This window comes from Neptunicoccus cionae (genome assembly GCF_002860325.1).
Classification (GTDB): domain Bacteria; phylum Pseudomonadota; class Alphaproteobacteria; order Rhodobacterales; family Rhodobacteraceae; genus Amylibacter; species Amylibacter lutimaris.
The window spans coordinates 92,260-106,410 of the sequence record NZ_PKOJ01000006.1 but is presented as its reverse complement, the minus strand read 5'-3'; the positions used below and the strand labels follow the sequence as shown (position 1 = coordinate 106,410).

The 14,151-nt window shown below is 54.6% G+C and carries 12 protein-coding genes; 7 read left to right on the top strand and 5 right to left on the bottom strand.

Annotated features, from left to right (window positions below; translation table 11 throughout):
• The first annotated feature begins 269 nt into the window (after positions 1-269).
• The 4 genes from C0U40_RS14465 to C0U40_RS14450 all read left to right on the top strand — a co-directional run bounded on the left by C0U40_RS14465 (position 270) and on the right by C0U40_RS14450 (position 6,183).
• Positions 270-2,624, top strand: coding sequence for a type I secretion C-terminal target domain-containing protein (locus tag C0U40_RS14465; RefSeq protein ID WP_101656521.1), 2,355 nt, complete (start codon positions 270-272; stop codon positions 2,622-2,624).
• Between the two features lie 97 nt (positions 2,625-2,721).
• The gene (locus tag C0U40_RS14460) at positions 2,722-3,540 is read left to right on the top strand and encodes a lytic murein transglycosylase (RefSeq protein ID WP_101656520.1); all 819 of its coding nucleotides are present in this window, start codon (positions 2,722-2,724) and stop codon (positions 3,538-3,540) included.
• A gap of 84 nt (positions 3,541-3,624) precedes the next feature.
• Complete coding sequence (ilvA, locus tag C0U40_RS14455) at positions 3,625-4,872, top strand: threonine ammonia-lyase IlvA (RefSeq protein ID WP_101656519.1); 1,248 nt, start codon at positions 3,625-3,627, stop codon at positions 4,870-4,872.
• A 201-nt stretch (positions 4,873-5,073) separates the two neighbouring features.
• Entirely contained in the window at positions 5,074-6,183 is a 1,110-nt protein-coding gene (locus C0U40_RS14450; protein ID WP_353616045.1) for a histidine kinase dimerization/phosphoacceptor domain -containing protein, read from the top strand.
• A 109-nt stretch (positions 6,184-6,292) separates the two neighbouring features.
• On the opposite strand, the gene C0U40_RS14445 is transcribed toward C0U40_RS14450, so the two are convergent.
• On the bottom strand, positions 6,293-6,502 hold the full coding sequence (locus tag C0U40_RS14445; protein ID WP_101656517.1) for a cold-shock protein: 210 nt from the start codon (positions 6,500-6,502) through the stop codon (positions 6,293-6,295).
• Between the two features lie 300 nt (positions 6,503-6,802).
• Here C0U40_RS14445 and C0U40_RS14440 point away from each other — a divergent pair, with 300 nt between their 5' ends.
• Positions 6,803-7,339 carry a DUF992 domain-containing protein gene (locus C0U40_RS14440; RefSeq protein ID WP_101656516.1) on the top strand — a complete coding sequence of 179 codons (537 nt, stop codon included), beginning with the start codon at positions 6,803-6,805 and terminating at the stop codon, positions 7,337-7,339.
• A 188-nt stretch (positions 7,340-7,527) separates the two neighbouring features.
• Complete coding sequence (locus tag C0U40_RS14435; RefSeq protein ID WP_101656515.1) at positions 7,528-8,688, top strand: acyl-CoA dehydrogenase family protein; 1,161 nt, start codon at positions 7,528-7,530, stop codon at positions 8,686-8,688.
• 70 nt (positions 8,689-8,758) lie between these two features.
• Here C0U40_RS14435 and C0U40_RS14430 read toward each other — a convergent pair whose 3' ends face one another.
• From C0U40_RS14430 to C0U40_RS14415, 4 genes are read right to left on the bottom strand one after another with little or no spacing between them, the layout of a single operon-like run.
• The gene (locus C0U40_RS14430) at positions 8,759-9,925 is read right to left on the bottom strand and encodes a M24 family metallopeptidase (RefSeq protein WP_101656514.1); all 1,167 of its coding nucleotides are present in this window, start codon (positions 9,923-9,925) and stop codon (positions 8,759-8,761) included.
• A gap of 1 nt (position 9,926) precedes the next feature.
• A complete protein-coding gene (locus C0U40_RS14425) occupies positions 9,927-10,355 on the bottom strand; it encodes a cupin domain-containing protein (protein WP_101656513.1) in 429 nt (142 codons plus the stop codon).
• Positions 10,356-10,360: 5 nt separating this feature from the next.
• Positions 10,361-11,203, bottom strand: a complete 843-nt coding sequence (locus C0U40_RS14420) for a phosphoenolpyruvate hydrolase family protein (protein WP_101656512.1) — start codon at positions 11,201-11,203, stop codon at positions 10,361-10,363.
• A gap of 3 nt (positions 11,204-11,206) precedes the next feature.
• Positions 11,207-12,412, bottom strand: a complete 1,206-nt coding sequence (locus C0U40_RS14415) for a Tm-1-like ATP-binding domain-containing protein (RefSeq protein ID WP_101656658.1) — start codon at positions 12,410-12,412, stop codon at positions 11,207-11,209.
• A gap of 403 nt (positions 12,413-12,815) precedes the next feature.
• Here C0U40_RS14415 and C0U40_RS14410 point away from each other — a divergent pair, with 403 nt between their 5' ends.
• On the top strand, positions 12,816-14,126 hold the full coding sequence (locus C0U40_RS14410; protein ID WP_101656511.1) for an ABC transporter substrate-binding protein: 1,311 nt from the start codon (positions 12,816-12,818) through the stop codon (positions 14,124-14,126).
• Positions 14,127-14,151: the final 25 nt, after the last annotated feature.

The window sequence follows — 14,151 nt, the reverse complement described above, 5'->3', positions numbered from 1 at the left end:
TGGATCGTTCCAAAATTTGATTGTCACCCGCAAAAGCGCAGCGAACCGTGTTTGCGTAAAATATCCGGTTTTTTACGATTTATATCAAAATATTGGGTAAAATTGGGCTGTTTTCATTTTTTATCGACTTTGTTTGGCCGCAATTCTGCCCATTTTATCCGTCATTTCCTGCGTGTGGACCTGGTGTTTAATCATGCCCGTGTTCCACACCGGTTTAACTGTCGGGCGCTGTTTCCGGCAGGTGAGTGTAGTAAAGGGATTTGAGTGCGATGACTTCCGAAGTGAACATGATCAACTTGCAGGTGATAGCTGCGGATCAAATCGCTATTGACCGGGCGACGATCGACAAAGGAACCGGCAAATCCGTCTACGAACTGAATGTTGCGAAAAATTCGAAACATTACACCTGGCAGAGCGAATACCAGACGATCCCGATGGGGATGGACGGTGAGCCCCGCCAGTTTGCACAAAAACTGCGGGAGTCCCTGCCGGAAGTGAATAACCTGCGGATGCTCTTCAACGAGTTCTCTTTTGACCGGAACGGTGATCTTCATCCCGAATATGAAGCTTTCCTTGACGAAGCGGTGAAACAGGGGTTTGAGATCACTTTCGTTCTGGGCAGTGGCGATGCGCAAAACATCGGTAACGGCGGTTCGCCTTGGGGACACGAAAGCCTGAGCAATGCGCAAGCCTACGAAACGTTGGAAGAAAACTTCAAGGATTTGAAATCCGGCTGGTCATCCATGCTGGACTGGCTGGACGGGCAACCCGCAATTGCCAAGGCGGTTTACGGGTTGGAACTGGCCAATGAACCGGCAGGCTACCGGCGCAGCGTTCAGGAAAACGGCAGCGGTGACGGCTACGTCTATGCCGATTTCGTCAAGCTTTACGCAGATCACATGATCGAACTTTCCGACATGATACAGGCGCGTTCCGATGCGCGTGTTCTGGTTGGGGGGTGGGGCTACTCCGGTGATTTTTCCACGCTTTCAAAGACTGTGGTGAATGACAAAACCGGTCTGACAGCGCTGGATTATATCTCCAAATCGATCGGTGACGCGCTGATCTGGTCTGCCCATCTCTACCCCGGTTGGGTTGGCACGAACGCCGCAACCTCTACCAAAGAGCTGACCGATATGTTGGAGGAGCATTTTGCACTGCTTGAAGGCAGTGACGTGCTGATTACCGAAACAAATGCGACCGGCGTCGTCGATGATTTTGCGGGCGGCAACAATGTGGTCGATCTGTTTGTCACCATGTACGAATGGTTCGCCAGCAACGACATCGGCATCGGCTGGTTTCCGGGCGCCGAAGCTGGTGGTTCCAATTTCGTTGTTATTGATCAGGACGGATCGCTACGCTTTTTGCACCAGCACTCTTACGCACACGGGATGAACGCGTTCTCGCAAGGAGAAACCGTAAAGGCACTGGCCGGAGACGACCGGATCAAAGCGACTCTGATCGAAGGTCGTTTGCGCAACGAAACCTACGAAAGCGATTATGCGGACGCCGCTTTTGACACGGAAGAACTGCTCGGCTCTGCATTCGGCTATGAAGGGGATGACAAACTGATCGGCACAAAGCTGTCGAATGATTTCCTTTATGGTGGTTTTGGAAATGATTCACTGATTGGTAAGGCCGGAGACGACTTTCTGTTCGGCCAGCAGGGAAATGATGTTCTTACGGCCTCTAACGGGGTGAACCATATGTTTGGCGGCTCCGGCAATGACCGGTTGATCGGCGGTCGCAGCTATGACCAGTTCCATGGTGGGTCGGGGAACGACGTGTTTGTCACCGACGGTAAGGGGCAGGATGTCATCACCGATTTCAACGCGTCTGAAGACCGGATCGATTTGACGGGCGTTCTATCCGGTTGGGCCGGGATTTCCGCGAATTTGTCCAAAGTCGATGCAGATGGCGATGGAGGGCTGGATGATATCGAGATTTCCCTTGGCGGGCGCAAATCTCTGACATTGCTGGATGTTTCTACCTCGCAACTCTCTGCAGAGCATTTCATCGGCGCGAAACCCGCTGACGGGATCATTTCGGGTACGACCAGCCACGATCTGATTGGAAATGGTGGCTATGAAGATTCCCAAGGCGAAGCTGTGAGCCGCGGCGATGACATTGTCTTCGGGCTGAGCGGTGACGATACGATCTACGGCTATAAGGGTAACGATGAAATCTACGGGGGGCAGGGCGATGATATTATTGTCTCTGGCTCCGGCAGTGATGTTGTCGAAGGTGCCAAAGGTGGTGACCTGTTGAATGGCGGCGGAGGCGGCGATATCCTGTTTGGTGGAAACGGGGCCGACAAGCTGTTTGGCGGCAAAGGCGCTGACACGCTGGATGGTGGTGTTGGCAACGATGTACTGAAAGGTGGTGGCGGGGCGGACAGCTTTGTTTTTGTGGGTGGCGATGGTCAGGACGTCATAAAGGATTTCAAGGTGTTAAAGGACGAGGTTCACTTGTCTGGCGTGGATTCCTACAAGATCCGGGAAACTTCAAATGGTGTGGAAATCCGCTATGACGCCAAAGATGCGGTGCTTTTGAAGGGGGTGTTTGTTGACACGGACGCCGATCTGAAACTGCTTGAAGATGCGATCTATCTCGATCTGGGGTAGGCACCGGCGCCGTTAACAGACGTTTGAGGTTACGAAAAACTTGCCCGCTTCCGAGCAAGGGCTATTATGGAAACATAGACCGAAAGGAAATGTTTTCATGGATTTTAGCGCTCTTACCAAGACGTCCCTGCGTTCTGCAATCTTCGGGCTGGCCTTTGGTGCCGCCGCTCCGGCAATAGCTGCCTCTTGTGGAAATACCAGTGCCGGCTTTAATGCATGGAAGGCCGAGTTTGCCCGAGAAGCGCAGAAAGCCGGTGTAAAACAGCGCGGTTTGCAAGCATTGGCGGCTGCACAATATGCGAGTTCCACAATCGCGGCAGACAGGAACCAGAAATCCTTTCGCTACTCCTTAGACAAGTTCATGAAAATTCGCGGGGCTGATACAATCGTCAGTCAGGGGCGCCGCCGGAAGGCCTCTAACCCGCAGGTGTTTTCCGCACTGGAGCGGATCTACGGTGTCCCTGCCGGAGTTATCATTGCAATTCATGGAATGGAAACCGGTTTCGGCGGGTTCATGGGGAAATCAAATGTGGTATCGGCGATCACCACACTGACCTATGATTGTCGCCGCTCCGAGTTTTTCAAACCTCATGCTATCGGAGCATTGAAGCTGGTGGACCGCGGTGCGATCACAGCCAATACCAAAGGGGCTAAACATGGCGAATTGGGCCATACCCAGTTTTTGCCCGGCAACGCGCTGACCTATGGTGTGGACGGCAACGGCGACGGGCGCGTTGATTTTTACAACCAAACCGATGCGCTGGCCTCGACCGCGAATTTCCTGCGTCAGAAAGGCTGGCGACCGGGGCAGGGGTATCAGCCCGGCCAGCCCAATTTCGCTGTAATCAAGCAGTGGAATGCCGCAACGGTCTATCAGCAGGCCATCGCGATTATGGCGGCGCGGATCGACCAATAGGGGCCTCGCTCAAGATCGGGTGAACCGCTCTGGCCCTGAACTCCCTGTTGCGCTAAGACGCGAACAGGATAAAGGACAGCTATCATGAGCGATTTTCGCGACGCGGCACAGCGGGCCTGCGCAGAGATGCGTAGCCTGTTTGCACAGACCCCCTTGCAGCATAACGCGCATTTGTCAGCAAAATACGAGGCAGAGATTTACCTCAAGCGGGAAGATCTCTCGCCCGTGCGATCCTACAAAATTCGCGGGGCGTTCAATGCTTTGAACAAGGCTTTGGTCCAGAACCCCGATCAAAAGACCTTTGTATGTGCCAGCGCAGGCAACCACGCGCAGGGCATGGCGTTTGTCTGCAATCATTTCAACGTGCAGGGCGTGATCTTCATGCCAGTGACGACGCCTGCGCAAAAGATTGAAAAAACACGTATTTTCGGCGGAAGTAACGTGGAAATCATTCTTAGCGGAGATTATTTCGACGATACACTGGCTCAGGCCCAAGCCTATTGTGCGGAAAAATCTGCTCGCTTCCTGTCTCCGTTTGACGATGATGATGTCATCGAGGGACAGGCGTCAGTTGCAGTGGAAATCGATGAAGAAATGTCCGTTTGCCCCGATCTGGTGGTGCTGCCTGTTGGTGGCGGGGGGCTGTCTGCGGGCATCACTCGATATTACAGTGAAAAAACGGACGCGCCGGAACTGGTGTTCACCGAACCGGCCGGCGGGGCAAGCCTGAAGGCTGCCTTGCAGCAGGGGGCACAAGTGACATTGCCAAAAGTAAATAATTTTGTGGACGGGGCCGCCGTTGCACGGATTGGAGACCGCAATTTTGAAGCGCTGAAACACTGTTCACCAGATCAGGTTTATCCTGTGTCAGAGGACCGGCTGTGCACGACGATGATCGAAATGCTGAACATCGAAGGAATCGTTCTGGAACCGGCAGGGGCGTTATCCATCGACGTGCTGGCCGATATTGCCGACCAGATCAAAGGTAAAACGGTCGTGTGTGTGACCTCCGGTGGCAATTTTGATTTCGAAAGGTTGCCGGAGGTAAAGGAGCGGGCGCAGAAATTTCTTGGGCTTAAGAAGTATTTCATCCTGCGCCTGCCTCAACGCCCCGGAGCTTTGAAGGATTTCCTCGGCTTGCTTGGCCCCAAAGACGATATTGCGCGCTTTGAATATCTTAAGAAGTCTGCCCGCAACTTCGGAACGGTAATGATCGGGATTGAAACCGATGATCCCGAAAACTTCATTGCGCTTGATCGTCGTATCAATGCGGAAGGATTTGATTTGCGGGACATCACCAATGATGCTGCGATTGCCGAGTTCCTGATTTAACCACGGGGCCTCCGACGGCGCTTTGCTTTCAACACAACCCCTACGCTGTTAGAAATGCCCGTCATGGGAGAGTTGGTTTTGGAAGGAAAGCTGGAAAATAGTACTTCTCTTGCTTAAAGAGGCTAAATATTGTGGCAGAATTGTGTCGGCGGCCTAGATGGTCTTTGAAAGGCCGACCGACAATGCCCCAAGACCAAATATCTGCTGAGGAACAATTCGATTATACCAGACAAGCACCCCCAAGAAGATAAACGCCTTGATACCCTCCAAGCCTATAAGGTTCTTGATACGGAAGCCGAGGTCGATTTTGATGATATTGTCGAACTGGCTTCGAATATCTGTGATGTGCCGGTTTCCCTGATCAGTCTTGTGGATGACAATCGCCAGTGGTTCAAGGCGCGTGTCGGGTTCGAGCCGGAAGAGACGCCGTTGGATCAGTCGGTATGCGCGCACGCCATTCTTGAACAGGATTATCTGGAAGTCGAAGATATGTCTGCTGACCGGCGCACGGTGGATAATCCGTTACACATCAACGATCCGAGGGTGAATTTCTATGCGGGGGCCAATCTGGTAGCACCCAACGGGATGCCGGTAGGTACGCTTTGTGTGTTGGATACAAAACCCCGCAAGTTGACCGATTTCCAGCGTCAGGCATTGAAAACCCTCTCAAAACAGGTCGTGACACAGTTGGAACTGCGCAAGCGTTTGCGTACCGAGGCGGCTCTGCGCAGCGAAATGGATCACCGCGTCAAGAACTCACTTCAGACCATTGCCTCAATCACTCGTGTGGCGTCACGCAAGATTACAGATCCTCAGTCCCTGGACGTGCTGCGCCTGATCGAGCGGCGAATTGGATCGGTTGCGTCCCTGCATAGCGAGTTGATGGGGCGTGAAGGCAGCAACAGTCTGGAGGCGCGGGGCTATCTTGAAAAGGTGGGCACGCTACTGAAAGACGTCGCTCCTGATAATGTGGCGGTGAACGTGCAAAGCGTGGAAACCCAGCTGGTTTCCCAGAAAGCTTCGGCTATCGGCATGATCGCCAGCGAATTTCTTGCGAATTCGATCAAACATGCCTTTCCGGATAACCGTTCGGGGCAGGTGGATATCATTCTGGAGCGGGTGGACGACAGCCATTTGAAGCTGACCTGTCGTGATGATGGCGTGGGTCGTAATAATACGACGGTGGGCGAGACACGGGACACGGGTCTTGGAGAAATGCTTATGTCAGCTGCCGCTGCGCAATTGGGGAGCAAGCTTCGGGAAACTTCCAATGTCGGCGGAACGGCACTGTGCGTTGAATTTGTCGGCTGATCCCTAAGCGGTTTTGTCGGAACGCAGACTGACCGGCACAAAAAAACGCCCGCAAGTCAGATCTGCGGGCGTTTGAAACCAATAGGGCAGTCAATGCCGCCCAAGCGATTTAGTTTTGCATCGCCAGTTGGCCTGCGGAGGATTTACCGTCGCGGCCTTGTTCGATTTCGTATGTTACTTTGTCGTTGTCGTTCAGGCCGGAAAGACCTGCGCGTTCAACAGCAGAAATGTGTACAAACACATCTGCGCCACCGGCTTCAGGCTCGATAAAGCCAAAACCTTTAGTTGCGTTAAACCATTTTACGGTGCCATTAGCCATCGTAATTCTCCTAAGTATATACCACCCACAGAATGCGGTGGTTTGGTGCAGTCGGGTCTCAAGTCGGTACCGGCGTCTGCAACAAAGAAGAAGAACGGAACGTGTGAAATACGGCTCACAAAATGCTTATGCCACATTAGGTCGTTTAAGGAAAGCACTTAAAATCCACCTGTTGAAGTCGGAGGTATTCCGCCTGCCGCAGCTGCTTTGTAAATTTCTTTGCTCCTGCTTTCGGAACCTTTAGGGGCTGCACACGTTACCTCGCTGTAGCAGATAATTTGCAAAAAAGAAGGAAACGATATGACACGCACTTTTACCAAGACAGCCGCCGCAACCCTGATGGCCGCAGCTCTGCCGTTCGCTGCTGTAGCTGAAGAAGGAACAGCTGAAGCGTCCACAAAGACCGAACTGCAGGCCCCGCTGAACTGGGACAACAAAGTGCAGGTAGGTGAGTTGACCTGCGTGCAGGAAGATCGTGAAAACCTGATCGTCTTTTCCAAAGCGAAGTTCGATTGTTCCTATACTTCTGCTGAAACCGGCAATGTAGAGAGCTACACAGGTACTGCCACCAAAGTTGGTGTCGACCTGACGGCAGAGAAAGTCGAGACCATGGTATGGTACGTCTTTGCACCGACATCCGGTCTTGAAGCAGGTGGTCTGGAAGGTAACTTTATAGGTGCCACAGCGGATGCTTCTCTGGGCGCTGGTGGTGGTGGCCACGTGCTGATCGGTGGTTTGGACCGTTCGTTTGCCCTGCAACCGGCCGCTTTCTCGGGCACAACCGGTATCGGCGCTTCTATTGGCGTTGAAAAATTCAATCTTGATTATGACGGGTAACCTCCCGCCCGAATAATCGAACCCTCCCCAAAGCCCGCAACTTGATGCTGCGGGCTTTTCGCGTGGCGCTGCGTCATTCGCGGCAGGGGCGTGGAGCAGGCTCAAACTTCTGGCCAGTCGGGAAGCGGGGGTGCTACACCCGCTGTGCTGCCGGATGCTGCGGCGAACTGTGACCAACCGAGGACCCTATGGCGCTAGACCCAGAAACTTTCGACCTGTTGAAATCCACGCTGCAACGTTTTGTTCGCGAACGACTGGTGCCCCGTGAAGACGAGGTCGCAGAGACCAATACGATCCCGGAAGACATCCGCGCGGAGATGCGCGAACTGGGGCTGTTCGGTCTTTCTATTCCCGAAGCCTTTGGCGGGTTGGGCCTTGATATGGAAGAAGAGGTCAATCTGGCTTTCGAGTTGGGTAAAACCTCTCCTGCGTTCCGTTCGCTGCTCGGGACCAATAACGGGATCGGGTCGCAGGGGCTGATCATGGACGGGACTGATGCGCAAAAAGAGCACTATCTGCCCAAACTGGCCAGTGGAGAGATGATTGCCTCTTTCGCCCTAACCGAAGCGGAGGCCGGTTCGGATGCCCGCTCCCTGCGTACCTCGGCACGGCGCGACGGGGATGATTTCATCCTGAATGGGACCAAACGCTACATCACCAATGCGCCCCATGCCGGCTTGTTCACTGTGTTTGCCCGCACCGAAGACCCGGACAACTCTGAGGGCAGTATTACCGCCTTTTTGGTAGAGGCCGGCACACCGGGCCTGAGCATCGGGCCTGTGGATAAAAAGATGGGCCAGCAGGGATCGCTGACCAGTGATGTAATCTTTGAGGACTGCCGCGTGCCTGCCTCTGCGGTGCTGGGCGAAAGAACGGGGCAGGGGTTCCGCACTGCGATGAAGGTGCTGGATCGCGGGCGGCTTCATATCTCTGCGGTTTGCGTCGGCGCGGCAGAGCGGTTGATTGCGGACAGTCTGGATTATGCGATGGAGCGCAAGCAGTTCGGCCAGCCGATTGCCGAATTCCAGCTGGTTCAGGCCATGCTGGCGGACAGCCGCGCCGAAGCCTTTGCCGCCCGTTGCATGGTGCTGGAAACCGCCCGCGCCAAGGACCGCGCCGAAGTTGTTACCACGGATGCGGCCTGTTGCAAGATGTATGCCAGTGAGATGGTCGGACGGGTTGCGGACCGCGCGGTGCAAATTCACGGTGGGGCGGGCTATATGTCTGAATATGCAATCGAACGGTTCTACCGTGATGTGCGGCTGTTCCGGATCTATGAAGGGACAACCCAGATCCAGCAGCTTGTGATCGCGCGCAATATGATCAAACAGCGTAAATCAGAGCTGTGATCCCCTGAGCGGGGGCATTCTGCCCCCGCGCCCCCTGAGGATATTTTTCCCAAAAAGAGCGTTTTGGGCCTTAGCTGTTTCCGATCGTCCAGCCGCGCCCTTCGCTGCCGAACAATTCATAGCCGTCGTCTTTGACGCAAAGCGTGTCTTCCAGTTTAATAAAGCCCCTTTTGGGGTGGAGCATGGTGGTCTCTACCGACAGGATCATGTTGCTGCGCAACGGTTTATCCGCGTCACGGTTTTCATAGGCGACAGGGTGGTTTGTCATCAGGAACGGTGCTTCGTGGCTGATCAGCCCCATGCCGTGGGCAAAGAAATCGGTGCAGGCGGCGTTTTTCTGCGTTTTGCGGCAGGCTTCTCCGGCGGCGATCACCTCTGCCCCTGTTGCACCGGCGCGGATTTTGGCGAAAGCGGCCTGTTGGGTGGCCTCTACTTCGGCAAGAAGATCCTGAAGTTCGTTGTCCGGAGTACCAAGCACCCCCATGCGGCAGATGTCTCCGATATAGCCGTCCAGGTTGCCGCCTGAATCAATCGACAGCACTTCGCCTTCTGCCCATGTCTGGTTCGACGCCGCGCGATTGTGGCTGCTGCCTAGAGTCAGCAGGCAGTATTCAAACATCAGCCCGCGTCTGGTTTCTTCTTGGCGCAGACGCTCGATAATCTCGAACTTGCTGTCGCCGGCTTTGGCACCGCGAATGGTGGCTTGCATTGCATCGGTGATGGACTCCGATGCCTGCCGCAGCAGTGTAAGTTCCCGCTCCGTTTTCACTGCACGCAACTCTTCCAGTACCGCTGTTGCGTCGTGCAAAGTGGCTTGCGGCATATCCTGCGCGATTTGCGCTGCGGCGTTCATTGGCAGAAAAGAGGGTTCCACCCCGATCCGCCCCGCATTAACCCCCATTCGCGCCAGATGCTCCAGCGCCTGTTGTGTGGAATCTACGCTGGTCCATGACATTGTATAGATATGCTCTGGCCAAAAAGGATGGTTCTCATGCTCGCCGCCTTCCATCCTGTTGCCCACATAGGCGGTCTTGTCGACGGCGCCCTTGATGTAGACAAATACCGGAAGATACCGGCTGTGGCCGATCGCATCCATGGCCGAGAAAAAGATGAACTGATAGCCCCCGAGCAGGTAGCGGACGTTGTGTTTCGACGTGACCAACAGTGCATCAAGCCCTGCATCATCCATCAAATCGTCAAGATGGGAAAAACTGTAGTCTAGATCGGGTTTCGTCATGTCAGCCTGCCTTGAGTTCTTCTTTCGCGATGATGCGGAAATCTGGCGCGTTCCGCAGCATTTTTTCCGGTCCGGTGGGGGAATAGACCACGAACAGTTGCATTGGCACGTCGCCGGTGTTGAGCGTCGAATGAAAGCGGCTTTCGGGCACGAAGATTGTACAACCTGCGCTGACCTTGCGAGTGTCGGGATGGCCGCTTTCGTCTTCAACCATCTGTTCGCCGGTGCCGCTGATCACAAAGATGATCTCTTCTGCGCCGGGGTGGTTGTGGCGGGAATGGCCCTGTCCGGGTGGTACAAAGACAACGCCGGCGGAGAATTGCGAGGCGCCGTTTACTTCCGGTGCGGTGGTCAGTGCCAGACGACCCCAGTCAAACCCGAAGTTGTCCACGTCATCGGGATAGGTGAAATATTTGTCGGTTTCGCTCATGTGGGTTATCCTTTTGATGTAATGTCGATGGATTTGAAATCTTTGATCTGGTCGCGGATGGCGGTTTCCGCAGGCAGGCGTTCGGCGCTGCTGGCGCCGTAAAACCCGTGGCAGCACTCGCAATGTTTCAGCACATAGGCAGCGTCATCGGGCATGCTGATCGGTCCGCCGTGGCACAGGATGATAACATCCTCGCGTACAGAGCGGGCAGCAGCAGCAATGGCATCTATTTCGGCCACGCAGTCATCCAGTGATTTGGCCGAAGTTGCGCCGATTGCGCCGCCAGTTGTAACCCCCATATGGGCCACGATGATATCTGCGCCGGCCTTGGTCATGGCGATGGCCTCGTCGGGGTTGAACACATAAGGGGTGGTCAGCAGGTCTGTCTCATGGGCCTGCCGGATCATATCCACTTCCAGTCCGAACCCCATTCCGGTTTCCTCAAAGCTTTGGCGCATCATGCCGTCAAATAGCCCGATGGTGGGGAAGTTCTGGACACCGGAAAAGCCCATGGCCTTCAGTTCGGCCAGAAACTGCGGCATCAATATGAAGGGATCAGTGCCGTTTACCCCCGCCAGAACCGGCGTGTGTTTAACGACGGGCAGGACTTCGACGGCCATTTCCTTCACGATTTCATTTGCATTGCCATAGGCAAGCAATCCCGCTGCCGAGCCGCGCCCAGCCATGCGGTATCGACCCGAATTATAAATGATAATCAGATCGATGCCGCCGGCTTCTTCGGATTTGGCCGACAGGCCGGTACCGGCCCCCCCGCCGATGATGGGGCGGTTTTCTGCGATCATCCTATTGAAATTTTCAAGAATACTAGCGCGGTCAATGTAGGGCATGGGTTAGTGGTCCTGTTGCAGGGAATGGAAAGCGTCCACGGCGGCTGCCGAAAACGCAGGATCATTGATATGGTGGGGCAGGCGGACGAGTTTACGCTGTGCGGTTTGCTTGAATCTCGCTTCAAGCGTGTCAAAAAGCGCGGCGCTGGCCTCGGGGTGGTGAAACGGTCCATCTTTGATGTCGAGCGCGGAAACCCCGCCTTCGGGGATCAGCAATGTCACCGGCCCGCGGCATTTGTTCAGTTTCGCAGCAATCCACGCGCCGATCTGTTCGTTTTCGTCCGGCGTGGTGCGCATCAGCGTGACATTGGCGTTGTGGTTGTAAAACAGCCTGTCCGCGAATTTCTCCGGCACGGTTTCAGGAGCCCAGAAATTCACCATATCCACTGCACCAGGCGCACCGACCCAAGGCTGTCGTGCGCGGGCCACGGCGTCAAGCCGCGCTGCACCGGAAGGGAGAACGCCGCCCACCAGTTCGTCGGCTATTTCCGTCAGGGTCATATCCATGACCCCGCACAGATAGCCGCTGTCCAGCAAGCTCTCTAATGTCCGTCCGCCGGTGCCGGTGGCGTGAAACACGACGCAATCGTAAACCTGCTTCATCTGTGCGGTGATCTGTGTGACGCAGGGGGTGGTGACGCCGAACATGGACAGCCCGAGCGAATCCTTTTCGACAATCGGGCGCAGGTAGGGGCTTGCCGTCATTCCGAGCAGGGCTTGTGCTGCATTGTGCAGGATGTTCCGGCTGAGCCGGTTCAGTCCGGCAAGATCAGTTACGGACGGGATGACGATGGTATCGGAACTGCCGATATAGGGGGCCATATCACCCGAAGCGAGCGTGCTGACGAGAATTTTCGGAAGGCCGTAGGGCAGGGCGCGCAGCCCTTCGCAGACCATAGCACTGCCACCACCTCCGCCGATCCCGATTATCGCGCTGATATCTTTCTGTCGTGTGGAACAGAATCGCGCGAAAGCTTCCCCCATGGCATGAACCGCATGGCCACGGTCGCTGCCGCCAAGAACGTACTCTGCGCCTTTGGGGTGGCAGGCCGCCACATCACGGGCAGAGAAATCGGCCCTATCTGTTTCAGGGCGGGTGGAGAGATCCACAGTGACAACAGGAAGAACGCCGCGCCGGAGCAGAACGGCAAGATAATCGAGTTCTTCGGACTTCGTGTCGAAAGTTCCGACTAGATAAAGTTTGGACAATTGAAACCCTCCCGTTTCAACCATGAATAGTTCCCGCAAGGGCCACGCCCGTTCCGCGTGTCTTCTTCCCTGTGAATCCAATCTGGTCCGGCCAGAATGGGCAAAATCGGAGCGAGTCGTAAAGCCCTATTTTTTGAGAAACTACGTGATAGGAGTGGTGTGATATTGTATTTTACAAATAAAATATAGGTATTTTGCCGTGTTTTAAGGCGGAGTTGCCGCCGGGGGTGATCAAAAACAATTTCTTGACTTAATCCCTTAACTGGTATTACCAAAAGTAACACAGGAGACGAATACCCCTGTTTGTTGCCGGTACATGGGAGTGCGGCGGAACAGGGCAAATGGAGAATTAAGGCCGGCAGCAGCAAAGCCGGACGAAACTGCATATTTGGGAGGAAAACTAATGAAACGTAAATTAAGTGGAATGCTAGCGGGGGCTGCGCTTTCGGCCTTGATGGCGACATCTGCCGCAGCGGAAGATCTGGTGATCTTCTGGGCCGAGTGGGATCCTGCGAACTTCCTGCAAGAGCTTGTTAACGAGTATGAAGAGGAAACCGGTATTTCTGTGACCGTGGAAACGACGCCATGGGCAGATTTCCAGACCAAGGCTTTCACAGAATTCAACGCCCGTGGCAGTGCCTATGACATGATCGTTGGCGATAGCCAATGGCTTGGCGCAGCTTCCGAGGGCGGCCATTACGTCGATCTGACGGATTTCTTCAAGGAGCATAATCTGGGTGAAGTGATGGCGCCGGCAACGGTGAAATATTATGCCGAATATCCCGGAAACTCAGGCAAATACTGGGCCATTCCTGCCGAAGGCGATGCTGTCGGCTGGTCTTACCGCAAGGACTGGTTCGAGGATCCGGCTGAAATGGAAGCGTTCAAAGCCAAATACGGCTATGATCTTGCCCCGCCAAAAACATGGGCTGAACTGACCGACATTGCCGAATTCTTCCACCGCCCCGACGAAGACCGCTACGGCATCGCGATCTATACCGACAACAGCTACGATGCGATGGTCATGGGAGTCGAGAACGCGATCTTCTCTTACGGTGCGGAACTGGGCAACTTTGAAACCTATGAAGTTGACGGCTATGTGAACAGTGACAAGGCAGTTGCCGCGCTGGAGAACTACAAGAAGTTGTACAGCTACACGCCTCCGGGCTGGGCCAAGACTTTCTTTGTAGAAAACAACCAGGCGATCACCGAGGGCCTTGTGGCCATGTCGATGAACTATTTCGCCTTTTTCCCCGCTCTTCTGAATGAGGCCACCAACCCCCATGCAGCCCATACCGGCTTTTTTGCCAATCCGGCCGGACCGGACGGTGATCAGTTTGCCGCGCTTGGCGGTCAGGGCATTTCAGTCGTGAAATACTCTGAAAACCAGGACATGGCGATGGATTTCCTTGAGTGGTTCATCAAGGACGAGACCCAGAAACGCTGGGCTGAACTCGGTGGGTATACCGCTAGTGCTGCGGTGCTTGAATCTGATGAATTCCGTCAGGCGACACCTTACAACGAGGCGTTTTACCAGACCATGTTCAAGGTGAAGGACTTCTGGGCTGTTCCTGAATTTGCGGAACTGCTGACCTCTGCCAACCAACGTCTTTATCCGTTCATCGTGGGTGACGAAGGTACAGCCAAGGAAACGCTTGATGCGCTGGCGGCTGACTGGGAAGCCACCTTCAAGAAATACGGTCGCGGCCAGTAAACCCGCGTGCCTTCGGAATGATAAA

Bases quoted from the DNA above. Each gene is read 5' to 3' on its own strand.
- C0U40_RS14420 (WP_101656512.1), bottom strand. From the start codon at position 11,203: ATGCCCTACATTGACCGCGCTAGTATTCTTGAAAATTTCAATAGGATG.
- C0U40_RS14465 (WP_101656521.1), top strand. From the start codon at position 270: ATGACTTCCGAAGTGAACATGATCAACTTGCAGGTGATAGCTGCGGAT.
- C0U40_RS14410 (WP_101656511.1), top strand. From the start codon at position 12,816: ATGAAACGTAAATTAAGTGGAATGCTAGCGGGGGCTGCGCTTTCGGCC.
- C0U40_RS14435 (WP_101656515.1), top strand. From the start codon at position 7,528: ATGGCGCTAGACCCAGAAACTTTCGACCTGTTGAAATCCACGCTGCAA.
- C0U40_RS14460 (WP_101656520.1), top strand. From the start codon at position 2,722: ATGGATTTTAGCGCTCTTACCAAGACGTCCCTGCGTTCTGCAATCTTC.
- C0U40_RS14425 (WP_101656513.1), bottom strand. From the start codon at position 10,355: ATGAGCGAAACCGACAAATATTTCACCTATCCCGATGACGTGGACAAC.
- C0U40_RS14440 (WP_101656516.1), top strand. From the start codon at position 6,803: ATGACACGCACTTTTACCAAGACAGCCGCCGCAACCCTGATGGCCGCA.
- ilvA (WP_101656519.1), top strand. From the start codon at position 3,625: ATGAGCGATTTTCGCGACGCGGCACAGCGGGCCTGCGCAGAGATGCGT.
- C0U40_RS14430 (WP_101656514.1), bottom strand. From the start codon at position 9,925: ATGACGAAACCCGATCTAGACTACAGTTTTTCCCATCTTGACGATTTG.
- C0U40_RS14445 (WP_101656517.1), bottom strand. From the start codon at position 6,502: ATGGCTAATGGCACCGTAAAATGGTTTAACGCAACTAAAGGTTTTGGC.